The sequence below is a fragment of the Mesorhizobium sp. M0968 genome, assembly GCF_040319065.1.
In the GTDB taxonomy this organism is placed as follows: Bacteria; Pseudomonadota; Alphaproteobacteria; order Rhizobiales; family Rhizobiaceae; genus Mesorhizobium.
Window position 1 is genome coordinate 19,887 of the sequence record NZ_JAMYNL010000022.1, and the last position, 17,315, is coordinate 37,201.

17 protein-coding genes and 1 riboswitch are annotated in these 17,315 nt (G+C 63.2%); of the genes, 8 read left to right on the plus strand and 9 right to left on the minus strand.

Features of this window, described 5'->3' with window-relative positions; all coding sequences use genetic code 11:
• The gene (locus NKH67_RS26660; RefSeq protein WP_352501446.1) at positions 1-801 is read right to left on the minus strand and encodes a beta/alpha barrel domain-containing protein; all 801 of its coding nucleotides are present in this window, start codon (positions 799-801) and stop codon (positions 1-3) included.
• Between the two features lie 162 nt (positions 802-963).
• Between NKH67_RS26660 and NKH67_RS26665 the strand changes: the two genes are divergently transcribed.
• From NKH67_RS26665 to NKH67_RS26675, 3 genes are all read left to right on the plus strand, one after another.
• Positions 964-1,725 carry a DeoR/GlpR family DNA-binding transcription regulator gene (locus NKH67_RS26665; RefSeq protein ID WP_352501408.1) on the plus strand — a complete coding sequence of 254 codons (762 nt, stop codon included), beginning with the start codon at positions 964-966 and terminating at the stop codon, positions 1,723-1,725.
• Between the two features lie 253 nt (positions 1,726-1,978).
• Positions 1,979-3,127, plus strand: a complete 1,149-nt coding sequence (locus tag NKH67_RS26670; RefSeq protein WP_352501407.1) for a Gfo/Idh/MocA family protein — start codon at positions 1,979-1,981, stop codon at positions 3,125-3,127.
• Positions 3,128-3,142: 15 nt separating this feature from the next.
• The gene (locus tag NKH67_RS26675) at positions 3,143-4,132 is read left to right on the plus strand and encodes an alpha/beta hydrolase (protein WP_352501406.1); all 990 of its coding nucleotides are present in this window, start codon (positions 3,143-3,145) and stop codon (positions 4,130-4,132) included.
• Here NKH67_RS26675 and NKH67_RS26680 read toward each other — a convergent pair.
• The gene (locus NKH67_RS26680; RefSeq protein ID WP_352501445.1) at positions 4,120-5,142 is read right to left on the minus strand and encodes a LacI family DNA-binding transcriptional regulator; all 1,023 of its coding nucleotides are present in this window, start codon (positions 5,140-5,142) and stop codon (positions 4,120-4,122) included. The genes NKH67_RS26675 and NKH67_RS26680 overlap by 13 nt on opposite strands.
• Before the next feature lie 262 nt (positions 5,143-5,404).
• Between NKH67_RS26680 and NKH67_RS26685 the strand changes: the two genes are divergently transcribed.
• Positions 5,405-6,355, plus strand: coding sequence for a sugar kinase (locus NKH67_RS26685; protein ID WP_352501405.1), 951 nt, complete (start codon positions 5,405-5,407; stop codon positions 6,353-6,355).
• Positions 6,356-6,363: 8 nt separating this feature from the next.
• Positions 6,364-7,653, plus strand: coding sequence for a D-tagatose-bisphosphate aldolase, class II, non-catalytic subunit (locus NKH67_RS26690; protein WP_352501404.1), 1,290 nt, complete (start codon positions 6,364-6,366; stop codon positions 7,651-7,653).
• Between the two features lie 486 nt (positions 7,654-8,139).
• On the opposite strand, the gene NKH67_RS26695 is transcribed toward NKH67_RS26690, so the two are convergent.
• The 7 genes from NKH67_RS26695 to NKH67_RS26725 form a co-directional block, all read right to left on the minus strand.
• Positions 8,140-8,262: a hypothetical protein gene (locus NKH67_RS26695; protein ID WP_352449789.1), complete on the minus strand. Its 123-nt coding sequence runs from the start codon at positions 8,260-8,262 to the stop codon at positions 8,140-8,142.
• Between the two features lie 338 nt (positions 8,263-8,600).
• Positions 8,601-9,194, minus strand: coding sequence for a HupE/UreJ family protein (locus tag NKH67_RS26700; protein WP_352501403.1), 594 nt, complete (start codon positions 9,192-9,194; stop codon positions 8,601-8,603).
• 47 nt (positions 9,195-9,241) lie between these two features.
• Entirely contained in the window at positions 9,242-9,781 is a 540-nt protein-coding gene (locus NKH67_RS26705) for a hypothetical protein (protein WP_352474461.1), read from the minus strand.
• A 2-nt stretch (positions 9,782-9,783) separates the two neighbouring features.
• Positions 9,784-10,992: an agmatinase family protein gene (locus tag NKH67_RS26710; RefSeq protein WP_023679464.1), complete on the minus strand. Its 1,209-nt coding sequence runs from the start codon at positions 10,990-10,992 to the stop codon at positions 9,784-9,786.
• Between the two features lie 10 nt (positions 10,993-11,002).
• Positions 11,003-11,812, minus strand: coding sequence for an ATP-binding cassette domain-containing protein (locus tag NKH67_RS26715; protein WP_352501402.1), 810 nt, complete (start codon positions 11,810-11,812; stop codon positions 11,003-11,005).
• Complete coding sequence (locus tag NKH67_RS26720) at positions 11,809-12,711, minus strand: ABC transporter permease (protein ID WP_352501401.1); 903 nt, start codon at positions 12,709-12,711, stop codon at positions 11,809-11,811. Before NKH67_RS26720 ends, NKH67_RS26715 begins: the two co-directional genes overlap by 4 nt.
• A gap of 14 nt (positions 12,712-12,725) precedes the next feature.
• Positions 12,726-13,790, minus strand: coding sequence for a putative urea ABC transporter substrate-binding protein (locus NKH67_RS26725; RefSeq protein ID WP_352501400.1), 1,065 nt, complete (start codon positions 13,788-13,790; stop codon positions 12,726-12,728).
• A gap of 101 nt (positions 13,791-13,891) precedes the next feature.
• Positions 13,892-14,007: riboswitch (guanidine-I (ykkC/yxkD leader) on the minus strand.
• Positions 14,008-14,387: 380 nt separating this feature from the next.
• Here NKH67_RS26725 and NKH67_RS26730 point away from each other — a divergent pair.
• From NKH67_RS26730 to NKH67_RS26740, 3 genes are read left to right on the plus strand one after another with little or no spacing between them, the layout of a single operon-like run.
• Positions 14,388-15,029 carry an NADPH-dependent F420 reductase gene (locus NKH67_RS26730; protein ID WP_352474465.1) on the plus strand — a complete coding sequence of 214 codons (642 nt, stop codon included), beginning with the start codon at positions 14,388-14,390 and terminating at the stop codon, positions 15,027-15,029.
• The gene (locus tag NKH67_RS26735; RefSeq protein WP_352501399.1) at positions 15,026-16,525 is read left to right on the plus strand and encodes an aldehyde dehydrogenase family protein; all 1,500 of its coding nucleotides are present in this window, start codon (positions 15,026-15,028) and stop codon (positions 16,523-16,525) included. Before NKH67_RS26730 ends, NKH67_RS26735 begins: the two co-directional genes overlap by 4 nt.
• Positions 16,522-17,292, plus strand: a complete 771-nt coding sequence (locus tag NKH67_RS26740; protein WP_352501398.1) for a type 1 glutamine amidotransferase domain-containing protein — start codon at positions 16,522-16,524, stop codon at positions 17,290-17,292. The genes NKH67_RS26735 and NKH67_RS26740 overlap by 4 nt, the downstream gene beginning before the upstream one ends.
• Positions 17,293-17,315 lie beyond the last annotated feature (23 nt).

Below are 17,315 nucleotides of genomic sequence, written 5' to 3' on the forward strand. Positions count from 1 at the left end.
TCAGGCACCCGCCTTCGCCAGGGCGTCTTGCGCCGAAAGGCCGTCATGGATGACGCCCCGAAAGGCAAGCGCAGCCTTCTCCGGATCGCCATGCCCCCAAAGATTGCGGCCTACCACGGCACCGCGTGCGCCGGCACGGATGGCGTCCGCCGTCTGCTTAAGCGCGCCGAGCAGCGTATCGGTTTTCGGACCACCCGCGATCACAACCGGCACCGGGCAGGTCCGGACGGTCTCTCGGAACGACTCGAAATCGCCCGTGTAGCCGATCTTGATCACGTCGACGCCGGACTCGTAGCCGATGCGCGCCGCATAGGCGATCTCGTCGGGGGTGAAGACGATTCTTGCTCCGTCGGTGAAATCGCGTGGGTAGATATGCGCCACCACAGGCATGCCGTAGCGCGCCGCCGCATTCACCGAATCGGTGAGCCAGCGTATGTATTTGCCCTCGGTCGCGCCGCGCACCGGAATGGCCACGGCCAACGCATCGGCCCCGGCGCGCACCGCATCCTCGGGCGTTGCGATCAACTCGCTGATGCGATCGTCCGGAGTGAAGCAGCCCGCCTGAATCACCAGGGAAGCCTTGCCCGCATATTGCGGCCACAGATGGCGCGCGGTGCCAGGCTGGATGCTGACGTAATCGGGTCTGCCCGCCATGACGCGTGCAAGCGCACCCGGCAGGTCGGCAAGGCCGCCTTTGCGCACGTCACCATAGCCGACGAAGTGGTCGACGGCGCCGCCAAAAAGGTTCCCCGATGGATGCGAGAAGAGGCGCGCAAGACGCACCTTGGTTCCTAGGCTCATGAGTGCAAAATTCCCCAATCGTTTGATTTCAAAATCCTGGACCCAGTGTTTCCGAAAGAAATAAGAAAAACAATCTTTCGAAAGCTTTCGAATTTGCGTATTTTTGCTAAGGTGAGCCGAGGCCAGAGCGGTTGCTTGGCGCAGGGAGGCAAGGGCAGGGCAATGTTGTCGGAGCAGAGACGCCAATCGATCCTGGGTGAGGTGCAACGCAGCGGACAGGTTCGCACGAAGGACCTGTCAGACGGGTTTGGCGTGTCGGAAGTCACGGTGCGCTCCGACCTCGAGATACTGGACCGAAAGGGACTACTGACCAAGACCCGTGGAGGAGCGGTGACCCGTACCACCGATTCGACTACGGCCGCGTTCGCCCGGCGGATGCAAGCGAACCTCGACGCAAAGAAGCGCATCGCCCGGGCGGCAGTAGACCTCTTCGAGGACAACCAATCGGTCATCTTCGACGGCGGCTCGACATTGATGCAGCTTGCCATGCAGTTACCGCCGCTCAGCAATGTCGTGGTCGCGGCCACGGCCATGAATATCGTGCAGCACCTTATGCATCGTCCCGGGCTCGACGTTCATATGATCGGCGGCCGGGTCTATCCCGACACGGTGAGCACACTGATCACCGATGCCGATACGGCTCTCGGCGGCTTGGTGGCGCATCAGGTCTTTGTTGGAGCGCATGCGATAGACTCGTCACTGGATGTGGTCGACGTGAACGAAGACATGGCGCGAACGAAGCGAAACCTCGTTCGCATGGCCCGGCGCGTTGTCCTCCTCGCCGATTCGAGCAAATGGGGCGTCAGCGGGACCTCCAAGGCATTTTCGCTGTCGGCCGTCGATGTGGTGATCACCGACGATGGCCTGCCCGGTCCAATACGCAGCCAGCTTGATAGGATCAGGGCCAAGGTGATCTATGCCTGAACCCGTCTCGGTTCCTACCGCGACGGAAAGATCCAGTGCGCGCATGACCCACGGGATTCGCATCGGCCGTTGGCCGTTTTTCATGTCAGTCATGTTCTCCTCCTCAAGGCTGGCGGCCTCCAATGCTGCGCCAGCGTTTTCACATGCTCTATAAAAATTTTACGCGCGTCAAGATTTAAAATGTTATATAGCGGCTTTCGACTATGAACCTTGCCGTAGCCAGGCCATGACCGCGTTAGAGGTACGATCTGAAATGCACCGAAAATCAAAGACAAAGCTCGGCGTCGGCGTCATCGGATGCGGCAACATCTCGATGACCTATTTGCGCAATGCGGCTCTGTTCGGCGGGGTAGAGCTCAGCGCCTGCGCCGACATTTCGGCCGATATGGCTGCGCTGCGCGCCAGGGAGCATGGCATCCGCGCACTCGGCGTCGACGCGCTGCTGGCCGACCCGGACATCGATCTTGTTCTCAATTTGACGATACCGGCGGCGCATTTCGACATTTCGCTTTCGGCGCTTTCGGCGGGAAAGCACGTCTTTACCGAAAAGCCTTTGGCGACATCGGCCGCCGACGGCCGCCGCCTGGTCGAGGAGGCGAGGGCGCGCGGGTTGCAGCTCGGCTCGGCTCCCGACACCTTCCTCGGCGCTGCCGGACGGCGGGCGCGCCGGCTGATGGATGAGGGTGCGATCGGCCGCGCTGTGACCGGCACCGCCTTCATGATGGGGCGCGGCATGGAGCACTGGCATCCCAATCCGCAATTCTACTATCAGCCAGGCGGCGGCCCGGTCTTCGACATGGGCCCTTACTACCTGACGATGCTGGTCAACCTGCTCGGCCCGGTCGAGCGCGTCATGGCGATGGCGACGCGCGGTCAGGAGGAACGTCTGATATCAGCCGAAGGTCCTTACAAGAACACCAGCTTCAAGGTCGGCACGCCGACCACCATCCTGTCCCTGCTGGAGTTCCGCTCTGGCGCCACCGTCACATTCGGCGCGTCCTGGGACGTGTTCAAGCACTCCAACCATCCGATCGAACTGCACGGCACCGAAGGCTCGCTGCGATTGCCCGATCCCGACACATTCGGCGGCACAGTTTCGCTCTCGGCGCGCGGCGACGACTGGGCCGATTTCGCCAGCGAGGCCGAACTCTACGGTGCGCGCAACTGGCCCTATGTCGCACCCGACCGCGCCAACTACCGCATGCTAGGCGTCGCCGATCTTGCGCGGGCGCTGGCCGATGGGCGCAAGCCCCGCGCCTCCGGCGATCTGGCGCTGCATGTTCTGGAGATCATGGAGGCGATCCTGGCTTCGGGCGAAAGCCGCGGCTCAATTGCCGTCAATGGGACTGTCGACCAGCCGCCGCTGCTCGGCGAGGACGAGGCGGCAGGTCTGCTTGCCTGACCGGGAGGGAGATCCATGATAACATCGCCTTCAGCGCCGTCCCTGTCCCCACTCGACCCGGAAGCCCGGCATGTGCTCGAGCTCGGCCGGCAGGCCGACGCCTTGCCATTCGAGACCGGTACACCGCAACAGGCACGCCGTGCCTACGAAGAAGGCCTTCCGGACCAGCAGGGTGAGCGCGAGCCGGTGGCTTCGGTCACTGAGCGCGCCATCCTTGGACCCGGCGGTTCGCTGACGCTCAGGATCTATCGCGGGCAGGACGCGCATGATGCAACTGCCCCGGCGCTGCTTTACCTGCATGGCGGCGGCTGGGTGATCGGCAATCTCGATTCCCATGACGAGATCTGCCGCTGGTTCGCCAATATGGCGGCTTGCGTCGTCGTTTCGCCCGCCTACCGGCTGGCGCCGGAGCACAAATTCCCGGCCGCGGTCGAGGATTGCCGCGCCGTGCTCTCCTTCATACAAGAGGCACCTGGCGATCTCGGCATCGACGCTCGGCGCATTGCCGTTGCCGGCGACAGCGCCGGCGGCAATCTCGCCACGGTGCTTAGTCTTCTCGCGCGGGGCGATCCTATTCCGTTGACCGCGCAGCTGCTGTTCTATCCCAACACTGATGCCGCGCAGACGGCGGACAGCTATAGCCGCTTCGCCGAAGGTTTTGGCCTGACCGCCTCGACCATGGCCTGGTTTCGCGATCACTATGTCCGCTATGCCGCCGACATCGACGACTGGCGCGCCTCGCCACTCAGGGCGGAGAGCCTCGCCGGCGCGGCGCCAGCCTTCGTCGCCATCGCCGGTCACGACATCCTCGCTGATGAAGGCGAGGCCTACGCCGGGCGTCTGCAAGATGACGGTGTGCCGGTCGTGCTGCGGCGTTGGCCAGGCCAGATCCATGGTTTTGTTTCCATGGGCCGCCATGGCACGGCAGCGCGACAGGCCGTTGGCGCTGCGGTCGCCGCATGGCGCGGCTTCGATTCGGCTTTTGGGAAAGATCAGGCCGACTGACGCATCACCAGCGTCGCATCGAGACTGACTTTGGGTGCGACCGCCGTGTCGTCCTCCTCAAGCACCGCCAGCAGCATCTCGACGCTGCGCCCGGCCATCGAGGCGAAGTCCTGCGCCATGGTGGTGAGACCGGGGCAGGTGTAGCGGCTGAGTGGATGATCGTCATGGGCGGCTACCCGCAGGTCGCAATCGCCCTTGCGGCCGATCTTGAGTCCGCGCGCATAGGCGGCGGCCATCACGCCAAAGGCCAAGCGGTCGTTGTTGCACAGGATGGTCTTTCCCGCCAGGCCGCCATTGTCGAGCATCGTTTCCGTCTGCTCGTAGCCGATCCGTTCGAAATCCCAAGTGTAGTCCTCGGTGTTGCCGATGACGACCGGCTCATGCCCGAGCCGCTTCATCGAGGCGACATAGCTCTCCAGCCGTTCCGGCGAGTTGTGGTTGACATGCGGGATGTCGAAATAGACCGGGGCGCTGCCGGACCGGCAAAGATAATCGACGATCGTCGAGACGCTCTGTGCGTTGTTGTTGCCGACGAACGGCGTCCCGCCTTCGAGATAGGTGTCGAAATAGACGACCGGGATCGCCTGCGTCAGCTTTTCCAGCGTGCGGTGGTCCGAGCGCACGCCGAGCGGTGCGATCAGCGCGCCGGAGACTTTCAGCGACAGGATCGTTCGCGTTGCCTCCACTTCGAGCTCGCGCGAGCCGTGCGAGGAGATCACGATCGGCCAGTAGCCCTCGTCGCGCAGCCTGAGTTCTATGCGGCTGACCATCTCCGAATAGAAGGGATCGGCCACCGTCGGCACCATGATGCCGATGCTGCGGGTACGCTTGCGATTGAGGTTGCGCGCGAACAAATTGGGCTGGTAGTCGGACGAGCGCAGCGCTTCCTCGATGCGCCTTCGCGTCGCCGGCTTGACGCTGGTCGGATCGTCGAAATATTTCGACAAGGTCGGCCTGGAGACGCCACACGAGCGGGCGAAGTCCTCCATCGTCTTGTGCTTCATCGCCAGCGATTCCCCGCCTTCCGGAAACCTCGTTTCTTGTGCTGTCCGGCAACTACTTACGGTGCGCCGGCGTGCAACCGCAAGGCAAAATTTTACAGAAAACTGTAGCTGTTTTAACGCGTATAATAAAATTATTCCACGCGTAAATTTATTAATTGGCGCAAAAAGTGCAAGCCGTATTGACTCTGGATGTCGGTTGCCGCCAGGCACAATTGTGCGCGACTGAAGTCCAGTCGGACTGGAGCGAAACGCCGGGAGGAATTCCGCGATGAAGAAGCTGGTCTCAGCCGGCGAGATCCTCGTCGAGATCATGGCCGAGCGTATCGGCCAGAGCTTTCTCGAACCGGGCCCGCTGCTGGGGCCTTATCCGTCCGGCGCGCCCGCCATCTTCATCGGCCAGGCCGCAGCGCTCGGCCAACCCGCCGGCCTGATCGGCGCGGTCGGCGAGGACGATTTCGGCCAGTTGAACATCGAGCGGCTGCGGACCTTGGGAGCTGACGTGTCGGCGATCGCGGTTCACAAGGGCCACGCGACGGGCACCGCCTTCGTCACCTACCGGGCGGATGGCAGCCGGCACTTTGTCTTCAACATCCGCAACAGCGCCGCCGGCCTAGTCGGGATCGATGCCGCTGCGACAAGCATGCTGGCCGGCGCCGACCATGTCCATATCATGGGCTCGTCACTGTTCTCCGACCGCGCCACCGATGTCGCGTTGTCGGCGATCCAAACGGTGAAGGCCAAGGGCGGGACGGTGTCCTTCGACCCCAACATTCGCCGCGAGATCATGCAGGCCTCCGGCATGCGCGAAGCTCTCGACCAAGTGCTCAAGCAAACCGATGTCTTCCTGCCGAGCGGCAACGAACTGTTCCTGTTTTCGTCGGCCGGCGACGAAAAGGGCGCGGTCGACGACCTCCTGCAGCGCGGCGTTTCCTGCGTCGTCCTCAAGAAGGGCGCCGACGGCGCCGCCTTCCACGACCGTCACGGCACGGTGGCCTTGCCGGGCTTTGCCATCAACGAGGTCGATCCGACCGGCGCCGGTGACTGTTTCGGCGCTGCCTTCGTCTCATTCTGGCTTCGTGGTGCGGCACCCGCCCAGGCGCTCAGGATCGCCAATGCGTGTGGCGCGCTAGCCGTTACTCGCAAGGGGCCGATGGAAGGTATCTTTCCGCTGGCCGAGGTTGAGGCTTTCGCAACCACCGCCGGGAAGGGCCAGCCGTGAGGGCCGCGATGCAGAGATTTGCCAGCATCGCGGTGAAGCGCGCCGCGGGTGAGAAAGGCGGCATCGCCTCGATCTGTTCGGCGCATCCGCTGGTGATCGAGGCCGCGCTCCGCCACGGCGCGTCGCGCGGTTCCGATGTGCTGATCGAGGCGACCTGCAACCAGGTCAATCACGAAGGCGGCTACACCGGCATGACGCCCGCCGGCTTCCGCAGCTTCGTCGAGGGCCATGCGCAAAGGGCCGGCTTTCCGCTCGATCGCCTGATCCTCGGCGGCGACCATCTCGGTCCCAATCCGTGGAAGCATCTTCCTTCCGCCGAGGCGATGACGAAGGCGAAGGCGATGATCGACGCCTATGCCGGCGCCGGCTTCACCAAGCTGCATCTCGACACCAGCATGGCTTGCGCCGACGATCCAGCCGCGCTTGCCGACGAGACCATCGCTGCACGCGCCGCCGCGCTTGCGGCCGTCGCCGAGGCGGCGGTCGAACGCATTGGCGGCGAGAAACCGGTCTACATCATCGGCACCGAAGTTCCGGTGCCGGGCGGCGCGCTCGAAGCGCTCGACCATATGCATGTCACCGAACCCGATGACGCCCTGCGCACCGTCGAGATCCACCGACTGGCATTTTCGCGCGCCGGCCTCGATGCTGCCTTTGCGCGTGCAGTCGGCGTCGTCGTCCAGCCGGGCGTCGAATTCGGTAATGCCGAGATCATCGCCTACGCGCCGCGGAAGGCGACGCAGCTGGTCGCTGTGCTCGGGCGCATGCCGCAATTCGTCTTCGAGGCGCATTCGACCGACTACCAGCCAAACGAGGCGCTTGGGGCGCTGGTGCGCGACGGCTTCGCCATCCTCAAGGTTGGACCGTGGCTCACCTTCGCGCTGCGCGAGGCGTTGTACGGGCTGAGCCACATCGCCGACGTGCTTGCGCCAGACCCGTCCCGTGAAAGCCTACCGGCGGCGATGGAGCGCGTCATGCTGGCCTCGCCGGACAATTGGCAGAAATACTATCCGGGTACGCCGGACGAGCAGCGCGTGCAGCGGCACTTCTCCTTCAGCGACCGCATCCGTTACTACTGGCCGACGCCCGACGCACAGCACGCGACACAGACGCTGCTGGATTTTCTGGGGGACAGGGACATTCCCCGCTCTTTGATCAGCCAGTATCTGGGGCAACTCGATGCCGAGGTTGCGGCGGGTCGGATCGAGCCCGTCGCGCATGACCTGCTGATTGGCAGCATCACCCGTGTCCTCGATTCCTATGGGCGTGCGACGTTACAGCAGCGCGGATCGTCCTAGATTCGCCGTTGCAGGGCCGAGCCGAGCTCGGAGGCCGCGCGTGATCTAAGATGTGCGCTCAGCCGACACACGCGGAGGCTATGCCGGACCTTCGAAGTTGGGCTGCTGCTGGACTAATATAAGCAGGGCACAGCCAATTCGATGGTGAGAGCATCGCGGAACCTTACGGAACGATACGGGAATACTTCTGATTTTGGCCCACGAAAAACCCAATCAAATCGACGTTTCTAGCACATCCTCCGGGCCCACCATTGTTATTATTTATCAATGACTTAGCGGTATGCTTTGGCTCGCGGCCAAGTAATAACTGGCGAACCGCCGTCCATAGCGTTTGATTTTATTGACTTATGGTGGGCCTGTGGAGGCCGCAGATGTGTTGCCAACCGCCGGTGGAGTGTCAGGATCGTTTATCAAGTGCTTGAACGACGCCGGCACGGTGTTCGGAATAGAAAGCCGCGCATAGTCCCCTACGCAATCGACCTCGAATTACTGTCTGGATGCTACATCGGCCATCGCCGCACCCCACCCTGCGGCGATCTCGTAGCCCATGCGTGAGAAGCCGAATTCGCGATCGAATGTGTTCGGCGCTTTGACACGCCAGTTCTTCATGACCTCGCCCGGGAGGCCGCCAGCAGCGGCGACGACCAAGTCACGCTCGCCGGCACGGAGTTCACGACGGCGATCATTTGGCGTAGCTGGGAACAGGCCGGCTACGTCAGGCAAGACGGTCCGGCTGCAGCTAGGAAGTTAGTCGCGACCCACGGCGGACCGCTCCGTACGCGCGCGCGGCTTACGGCAAGCTGCTAGCCTCAATCTCCGGATGAGATCAGGGTCGCTCAGACCGGGTCTTCAGGATCTGGTACAGCACGTTTCGAATGCGCTGCCAAACGGTTAGCCGGTTGATCACGCCTTCGCCTCCTGTTCATCGCAGATGAATGGGCTGCGGTTCAGATGATCTGTGCCGCCAGCGCCACGCCGACCAACGACGTGCCGACGCCTGCCGTGCGGATGGCTCGCGGCCAGCGCCGAAGTGTCAGGGCGGCTAACGCGCCGGTCGCGTGAAGAGCCGAAGTAGCGACCACGAAGCCGATTGCATAAGCGATGCCGCTGGCCGTCTCGGGAATTTCGAGGCCATGGGCATTGCCGTGGAAGAGGGCGAAGAGAGCAGTCAGCGAGGCGGCCACAGCGAGCGGAAGCGGCTTGGCAAGCCCCATTATCGCGCCGAAGACCACCAGCGACAGCGTTATGCCGGTTTCCAGTGAGGGCAGGCCGATGCCGGCGATACCGAGCAGGGCGCCAGCGAGCATCGCCGAGACAAAGCACGACGGCACGATGATGATCCCCTTGCCGCCGGCGCGAGCGGCAATGATGCCTACAGCCATCATGGCAAGCAGGTGGTCCATACCGGTCAGCGGGTGCTGAAGGCCGTCTACAAACCCGTGGGCATGAAAACCGCCGCTATGGGCGAAGGCCAATGAGGGGATGAGGGTTGTGGCGGCTGCCAGGGCGAGTCTACCGAAGAATGAAAGCGTTCTGTTCATGGTTCTGGACCTGTTTGATAGGGGTGCGATCGGTTCAAGGCCGGTGCTCATTGTCCGGCCCCTGGCATGGTGAATTGTGCGGCGCCGGACCTGTCGGCCAGAAGTCGGGCCTCGCCGAAGTCAAGGGGCGTTTGTGCCTTGCCGTTATGGTAGACGAAGGCCAGGCGGCGCCGGCGCGACGTCAGTTTCGCGGGCAGCGGGTGATAGGTGACGCCGGCGCCGCCAATCAGCGGCATGACGGCGCCGACATCGACCATGTCCTGCGTCTCGACGCGCAGAAGATGCAGCCGCACGCCGTCGGCGGTCTCGCCGACGAACGGAATCCCGGCGAGGCGCAGGAAACTGGACGGGTCGGGCGCCCGCGAAAACCCTTCGAGAAACGCGATCTCGACGAGATCGAGATCGGTCGCCCGCGCGTCGGCGGGTTCGGGCGCATGGTCGTGCGGTAGATGCGGTGTCTGCCATTGCAACGGCTTGCCGGCCGGCCCGTTGTGGCCGACGGGGTGGGGATGGTGATGATGACCGTTCGGCCCGTGATGGTGACCGTCGCCATGATCATGGCTGTGGTGGTGATGATCATCGTGCATGGTCAAAAGCTCGTCGGCTTGTCGATGATGGATTTGTGTTTGCCGAGATTGCCGTGCGCGACCATCGAGCCGAGCGCCTCGACGACAACCCGCACGCCAAACAGCGCCGTGATGTCTGACGTGTCGTAGGGCGGCGACACCTCGACCACTTCCAGTCCGCAGATGCCGGGCGCCGACACTAGCCCGAGCAGCTTCAGTGCCTCGCGCGGCAGGAAGCCACCGGGCTCCGGCCAGCCCGTACCCGGCACGAAACCGCAATCGATGCTGTCGACATCGAAGGAGATGTATACGGCGTCGGTGTCCTTCCATGCGAGCTCGAGCGCGATCTCCGCCGCCTTCTCCAGCCCCATCTGTTCGATATCGGAAATCGTCAGCACGTTGGTGCCGCGCTTCCGCGCCTCGGCGACGCCGTAGCGCGGCACCTGCCAGCCGCCGATGCCGAGCTGCACCAGATTGGTGGCGGAGACGTTCGGCAAGTTGGTTGCCCAGTACCAGGGCGTCGTGTGCATACGTTCGTCGAGATCCTTTTCCTGAATGTCGATGTGGCGGTCGAAATGGATGATGCCGATGCGCTTGGAGGTCACGTCGGCGATGCCGCGCACGCACGGAAACCCGATCGAATGGTCGCCACCGAGCATGATCGGCAGCGCGCCGGACGAGGCGACATGGCTGACGCCCTTGGTGATCTGGTCGAAGCTCTTTTCGAGATTGGCGGGGATAGTGAAGACGTCGCCGGCGTCGCACAATGTCATCTGCTCGCGCAGGTCGACACCGAGCTCGTAATTGTAAGGCGTGTAGAGCGCCGAGATGCGGCGCATGCCTTGCGGCCCGAAGCGGGTTCCGGGCCGGTAAGTGGTGCCGCTGTCGAAAGGAATGCCCATGACGGCAGCGTCATATCTGCCGACATCGCGGACGTTCTCGACATAGGGCGCCTTGAGGAAGGTGTTGATGCCGGCGAAGTGCGGCAACTCGCCTCGCGCGAATGTCGGGATCGACTTGTCGATGATCGAATCCGATCCGGGCAGGCCCATGTCGAGTGCCCATTTCTGTTCCTTGCGCCAGCCGTCCTCGGGCAGCTTTCCTTCCGCCTCGATAGACTTCCAGCCCTGCATGTCGCGGATCTCGAAGTTCGGATGGTGGAAGCGTTGGCGTGGCTGGTGGTCGGTGAGCCCGGCGCGACGATGCCGGCGTTCTGGACTATCTCTGTGCATGAAACCTCCTTCACGACGCCGTCGTCGCGATTGCGCTATCCAGTCGGGTCGTCCCGACCATCGCGGCCACTTCGGCCACGTCTCGTGCGGAAGCCCGGTGCTTGCGGTCGAGCTTCAGATCGTAGGTGATCGTCGCGCCATAGGCCGACGGGAACTGGGGGTCGTGGCGCACCTTGTCGAAGACCAGCACGCGGGTGCCGAGCTTGAATGCCTCGCCGATATCGTGGGTGACCATGACCACGGTCATGCCGTGCTCGGTCCAGAGCTCGATGAGCAGCTCATGCATCTCGATGCGAATACCGGGATCGAGTGCGCCGAACGGCTCGTCGAGAAGCAGGATCTGCGGCCGGCCGAGCAAGGTCTGCGCGATCGCCAGCCGCTGCTGCATGCCGCCAGAAAGCATGGCCGGATAGAGGTCGCGCGCATGGCCAAGCCCGACCCGTTCCAGCATGGTTTCGGCTTCTTGCCTGGCGCTTGTGCGCCTGGCGCCGAAGACGCGGCCGAACGGTCCGCCCGAACGGAAGTCCTCGACCAGCAGCAAGTTCTGCAACGCGGTCAGATGCGGAAACACGGAATAGCGCTGGAAGACGATGCCGCGCTGCGGCGTCGGCTCCGGCACGATCGGCTGGTCGCCGACGACGACCACGCCGCCACTTTGCTGTTCCTGGCCAAGCAGGATGCGCAGGAACGTCGATTTTCCACAACCGCTGGCGCCAACCAGCGACAGGAATTCACCCGCTTCGGCGGAGACGTTGACCCGTTCCAGCACGCGGGCGTCGCCGTAGCTCTTCTCCAGTCCATGGACGAGGATCCGGCTCATCTGCGCCGCACCGGATGAGCCCAGGGCGAGATGACGTGAGAGAGCCGCACGAGCAGCCAGTCGGTCATCACCGCAAGCAGCGTGATCCAGGCGACGTAAGGCAGGATGACGTCCATCGATAGGTAGCGACGAACGAGGAAGATGCGGTAGCCGAGCCCCTCGGTGGAGGCGATGGCTTCTGCCGCGATCAGGAACAGCCAGGCCGGCCCAAGCGCCAGCCGTACGCAAGTGATGAGGCGCGGCATGACCTGTGGCAGCACCAGCCTGAGCACCATGGTCCAGCTGTTGCCGCCGAGCGTCTGTGCCTTGGCGACGAGCTCCGGCGGCAATTCCATCACCCGGTTGGCGATGTCGCGCACCATGACCGGTGCGACGCCCAGAGCGATCAAGGTGATCTTGGCCGTTTCGCCGAGGCCGAGCGCAATGAACAGGATCGGCAGCAGCGCCAGTGGCGGGATGACGCAGACAACTGTGACCAAGGGCAGCAGAAAGGCCCTGACGCGCGGGATGAAACCTATGGCGACGCCGAGGCTGAGCGCCACCAGCGTGGCCATGCCGACTCCGGCGAACAGCCTGATCAGGCTGGCATAGGTGTCGGCCCACAGGATCAGATCGCCGGAGCGCTTATCCGGCACTGTCGCCAGGTCTGAAAAGGCCGACCACATCTGTGCAGGGGAGGGCAGCAGCTTGTCGCTGGGATTGACCGCCAGCCTTTGCGACGAAGCGAAGAGATAGGCAATTGCCACGGCGGCAAACGGCAGCGTCCCAAGCAGCAACGCTCCGCCGCGCGAGACCGTCGCGTTGATGAGGCGAAGCCGCGCCTTCGGCCTGCTAAGTTGCAGGCGCGCGACTTCGGGGCCTGCCGCGGCCTGCACGATGCCGGTTCCTCTGGCTAGCATGTCGCGCTCCCGCGTCAGAGCGTTCCGCCCGCCGCCTCTGCCATAAAGGCCGGATCGAAGCGCAGCTTGACGTTGTTGACATCGCCCAGCGTCGAGCCATCGGGAAAGCTCATGCCGATCACGTCGACGCTCGGCGCGTTGGTACCAAGAATGCCGTGGCTGAACAGGAAGTTGCGCACCAGATCCATGGTCTTCGGCAGTTCGGCGCCGTTGGTGAATGCGACCGCCTTGGCCGGCTCGAAGAACATCGCCGTTGATGCAAGCTGAGCGTCGAAACCGGCAAGATCCGTCCCCGACGCCTTGGCCATCTCTTCCTTGGCCGCCTTGCCTTCGGGCGTGCCCGACGTCATCAGCACCATGGCTTCATACCATGCACCGACAAGCGCCTTGCCCAAGGCCGGATTGTCCTTCAGCGTCGCGGTGTTGACGACCATCATGTCGATGATCTCGCCGGGGATCTCAGTCGAATCGAATACCTTGTGGGCGCCCGGCATGGCAGCGATTTCCGAGACCAGCGGATTCCAGGTGACGACGGAGGTGACGTCGCTGGTGCCGTAGGCAGCGACCATGTCGGCATCGGAGGTGTTCACCACCGTAATGTCCTTTTCGGCCAACCCCACCGTCTCCAGTGCGCGCGCAAGTAGGTAATGTGAGACGGAAAGCTCGACGAGATTGACCTTCTGGCCGGCAATATCCTTGAGCGCGGTCTTGTTCTTGAGGATGACCGCGTCGTTGCCGTTGGAGAAATCGCCGACGATCAAGGCGGTCGTGTCGACACCGCCGCCGGCCGGGATCGAAAGCGCATCCATGTTGGTCATCGAACAGCCGTCAAAGCCGCCGGCCGTGTACTGATTGATGCTCTCGACATAGTCGTTGATGCGGGTGATCTCGACATTGATGCCGTATTTGTCGGCCCACTTCTTCATGATGCCGCTGTCGGAAAGATAGCCCCACGGCATCCAGCCGACGTAGATCGACCAGCAAATCTTGAAGTCTTTCTTGGGCGCCGCTTGCGCGGCTGAGATGAAGGGGAGGCTGAGTGATGCGGCTAGGATGATTGTGGCCAGTTTGCGAAGCATTACATACCCCTGTTTGCGATCCGGATTGCGTCCGAACGTCTGTTGGGGGGTTCACAGAGCGCGCATCCGGGAGAGGTTCGCGCCAGCAAACCCGTGCAGGGTTCTCCCGGGATTTTGGCCCGCCGTGTTCCGCCAGATGCCTCAATGCATCTCAAGCGGTCGCGTCTCTTGGACCAGCACCGTGATCGACACGGCCGGAACCCTAGACGCTCTGCACGTGAATAACGAAGCAAGGGGCGTGCCAGTCCGGAAAGCCGTCCTGAGGCGGCCTTTCCCCGGATTTGCAGGCAATCGCGCTATGCTGATGCCACAAAAGTCATCGCAACGCCGACGGATTAGGCAAGGAAAATCCAGCGTCAACCCATATGAGCAGGCTTGTGCCCTGGGGACCTCCGCTGATCGCACCCTGCTCTATGGTCGCCCACACATACATGCCCAATAGGACACGTTCGGGAAGGGCGTGAGCGCGCGGCGGATCCGGATGCCAATTGGCGCCGACCCATGTGACGAGTGCGCCCGATCGTGCAAGGGCAATTCGTGAAATAAGCGCGACTGCAATGATGCTAGGCAAGCCCGATCGCGTGTCGGGAGGCAGTTGTGAAAGTTGCGATCATCGGACCAGGCTCGCTCGGGAAGGCCTTGGCGAAACGTCTTGGCCTCGCCGGGCACGAAATTCGCCTCAGCTTCAGTCGTGACGAAGGCAAGTTGCGCGCAATCGCGGCAACCCTCCGTGTTGGCTTCGGTGCCCCTGACGAAGTAGCGAGATGGGCCGACGTAATTGCCCTGGCGACGCCATGGCCGGCTCTCGAGTTGGCGATGGACGCGCTTGGCGATTTGTCGGGCAAGGTCGTCTGGGACAATACCAATGCAGTCGCGCCTGACCTTTCCACGATGCTGCTAGGCACTGCGACTTCTGTAGGCGAGGAGGTTCAGAGGCACGCGCCGGGCGCGCTTGTCGTCAAGTGCATTCCGACCTTTGCCGAATTGCTTGACAGGGATGATCCGCGTCTCAACGGCGATCCGGTGACGAGCTATGTCGCCGGCAATGACGCTAATGCCAAGGCGGCGGTTTGCCGGCTTCTCGCCGATCTACCGACAATGCCGGTCGATGTCGGCGATCTCACGGCCTCGCGCCTGATCGAGCCGATGATGCTGCTATTGGTCCAACTCGCCTATCGGCGCGGGATGGGGCCGACAATTTCCTTCAATCTCATTCGACAGGACGGAACCGGTTCATGACTGATTATCTACCCGCGCGGCGCAACGCGATTCCAGTAGGACGTCTGCTGATCGATGGCCAATGGCGCGATGCCGTCAGTGGCGAGACTTCGACGACTTTTGATCCGACCACGGAGGCGGCGATCACCGATATTGCGAAGGCGGACGTCACCGACACGAGCGATGCCGTCGCGGCCGCGCAGCGGGCTTTCGAGCAAGGACCCTGGGCGCGGATGCATCATGAGGAGCGCGCCAAGATCCTGTTTCGCATCGCCGATCTGATGGACGAGCGGGCCGAGGATTTCGCGGTGCGCGAGGCGATGGATATGGGTATGCCCTATCGCGATTTCCGCGATATCATCATGCCGCACTGCTCAGGACTGTTCCGCTTTCATGGCGGGCTCGCCATGAGCGCGATGGACGGCGCCTATCGTACCAGCTACGATCCAAATATCAGGATCCTGACGCGGCGCGAGCCGCTCGGCGTGGTCGCTGCGATCACCCCGTTCAATTTTCCCCTCGCGCTGTCCTGTTCGAAGATCGCGCCGGCACTCGCGGCGGGTAACACGGTCGTTCACAAGCCTGCGACCGACACGCCCCTGACGGCCCTCGCCTTGGCGCAAGTGATCCTCGACGCGGGCGTGCCGCCGGGCGTCTACAATCTCGTCACCGGCCCGGGCGGCACCATAGGCGACGCGCTGGTCAACGATGTCCGCGTCGACAAGATCGCCTTTACCGGGTCGACCGCCGTCGGCCAGGGCATCATGCGCAACGGTGCCGGGACGATGAAACACCTGACCATGGAGCTCGGCGGCAAGAGTCCCAATATCGTTTTCGCCGATGCTGATATCGATGCCGCGATACAGGCAGCCTTCTGGGGCATCTTCTGGAACAAGGGCGAAGTCTGCGTCGCCGGATCGCGCCTGCTGGTCGAACGCGCCTGTTATGACGAGGTCGTCGAGAAGCTGAGCGCCATGGCGAAGTCGGCGACGCTCGGCGATCCCCTGGACCCTGCGACGATGATCGGGCCGATCGCATCGCGCGGCGAGTATGACAAGGTCTTGAGCTATGTCGAAGAGGGCAAGCGCACCGCGCGACTGGCCGCGGGCGGCGGCACCCGCCAGGTCAACGGCAAGGGCCTCTTCATCGAGCCAACCATCTTCGCCGATGCGACCAACGACCTAAGGATATCGCGCGAAGAGATTTTCGGCCCCGTCCTGCCGGTGATTCCATTCGACAGCGAGGAGGACGCGATCCGGATCGCCAACGATACGAGCTACGGGCTCGCCTCGGGCATCCAGACCAGCGATCTCGGCCGCGCCTTGCGGCTCGCCGACCGGATCAAGGCAGGCACGGTCTGGCTGAACTGCTGGCACAAGTACCATCCTAATGCGCCGTTCGGAGGTTTCAAGATGAGCGGCTATGGCCGTGAGCAGGGCCGCGAGGCGTGGGAAAGCTACACCCAATACAAGACGATTTGGGCGAATCTTGGCGAATCAGTCGAGATGGCCCGATGAGCGTGCGCGATTCCAACCCGCTCGACCCGCTGCGTCCAAAGCGCGTCGCGATGGTCCTTTCAAACCCGGCTGTGTCAACCACCACAGGCTGGCCGGTCGGGTTTTGGTGGAGCGAGTTGACCCATCCCTGGCTCGCCTTCACCGAGCGCGGATACGAAGTCGCGATCTTCTCGCCTGAGGGCGGTAAATGCGAGGCGGATGCGTTGAGCGACCCGCGCGATCCGTCCGGCTATTCGGATACGGATCTGATCTCGCTCGGTTTCCTGTCGACGCCGAAACTGGCGGCGCTGGTGGAGACGACCCGGCCCATCGCAGAGCTGTCGGTCGACGCGTTCGACGCGATCGTCGTCGCTGGCGGCCAAGCGCCGATGTTCACGTTCCAAGGTGCGACTGAGTTGCAGCGGCTGTTCGTCGCCTTTTTCGCGGCCGGCAAGGTCGCGGCCGCCTTGTGTCATGGCGTCGCGCTGCTGCGCTACGCGCGCCTCTCAACCGGCGAGCTGCTGGCCAAAGGGCGCACTGTTACGGGGTTCGCCAATGTCGAGGAGGACTTCGCCGACAATGCCGTCTGGGAGATGGGCGCGCTGCCGCACGGTACGCATCTGATGCCATGGCGGATCGAGGATGAAATGCGTGCGCTCGGCGCGAACTATATTCAGGCCGGGCTGTGGCGCGATTTTGCGGTGCGCGACGGCAATCTGATCACCGGCCAGCAGAACTTCTCCGGAGCGGCGACCGCCCGTCTTGTCATCGAGGCGCTCGGTGGCTGAGGACCAAGGACCGCTCCTGTCGG

Excerpts from the sequence above, each read along its gene's own strand:
- NKH67_RS26660 (WP_352501446.1), bottom strand. The coding sequence starts at position 801 with ATGAGCCTAGGAACCAAGGTGCGTCTTGCGCGCCTCTTCTCGCATCCA.
- NKH67_RS26665 (WP_352501408.1), top strand. The coding sequence starts at position 964 with ATGTTGTCGGAGCAGAGACGCCAATCGATCCTGGGTGAGGTGCAACGC.
- NKH67_RS26670 (WP_352501407.1), top strand. The coding sequence starts at position 1,979 with ATGCACCGAAAATCAAAGACAAAGCTCGGCGTCGGCGTCATCGGATGC.
- NKH67_RS26675 (WP_352501406.1), top strand. The coding sequence starts at position 3,143 with ATGATAACATCGCCTTCAGCGCCGTCCCTGTCCCCACTCGACCCGGAA.
- NKH67_RS26685 (WP_352501405.1), top strand. The coding sequence starts at position 5,405 with ATGAAGAAGCTGGTCTCAGCCGGCGAGATCCTCGTCGAGATCATGGCC.
- NKH67_RS26690 (WP_352501404.1), top strand. The coding sequence starts at position 6,364 with ATGCAGAGATTTGCCAGCATCGCGGTGAAGCGCGCCGCGGGTGAGAAA.
- NKH67_RS26695 (WP_352449789.1), bottom strand. The coding sequence starts at position 8,262 with ATGAAGAACTGGCGTGTCAAAGCGCCGAACACATTCGATCGCGAATTC.
- NKH67_RS26700 (WP_352501403.1), bottom strand. The coding sequence starts at position 9,194 with ATGAACAGAACGCTTTCATTCTTCGGTAGACTCGCCCTGGCAGCCGCC.
- NKH67_RS26705 (WP_352474461.1), bottom strand. The coding sequence starts at position 9,781 with ATGCACGATGATCATCACCACCACAGCCATGATCATGGCGACGGTCAC.
- NKH67_RS26710 (WP_023679464.1), bottom strand. The coding sequence starts at position 10,992 with ATGCACAGAGATAGTCCAGAACGCCGGCATCGTCGCGCCGGGCTCACC.
- NKH67_RS26715 (WP_352501402.1), bottom strand. The coding sequence starts at position 11,812 with ATGAGCCGGATCCTCGTCCATGGACTGGAGAAGAGCTACGGCGACGCC.
- NKH67_RS26720 (WP_352501401.1), bottom strand. The coding sequence starts at position 12,711 with ATGCTAGCCAGAGGAACCGGCATCGTGCAGGCCGCGGCAGGCCCCGAA.
- NKH67_RS26725 (WP_352501400.1), bottom strand. The coding sequence starts at position 13,790 with ATGCTTCGCAAACTGGCCACAATCATCCTAGCCGCATCACTCAGCCTC.
- NKH67_RS26735 (WP_352501399.1), top strand. The coding sequence starts at position 15,026 with ATGACTGATTATCTACCCGCGCGGCGCAACGCGATTCCAGTAGGACGT.
- NKH67_RS26740 (WP_352501398.1), top strand. The coding sequence starts at position 16,522 with ATGAGCGTGCGCGATTCCAACCCGCTCGACCCGCTGCGTCCAAAGCGC.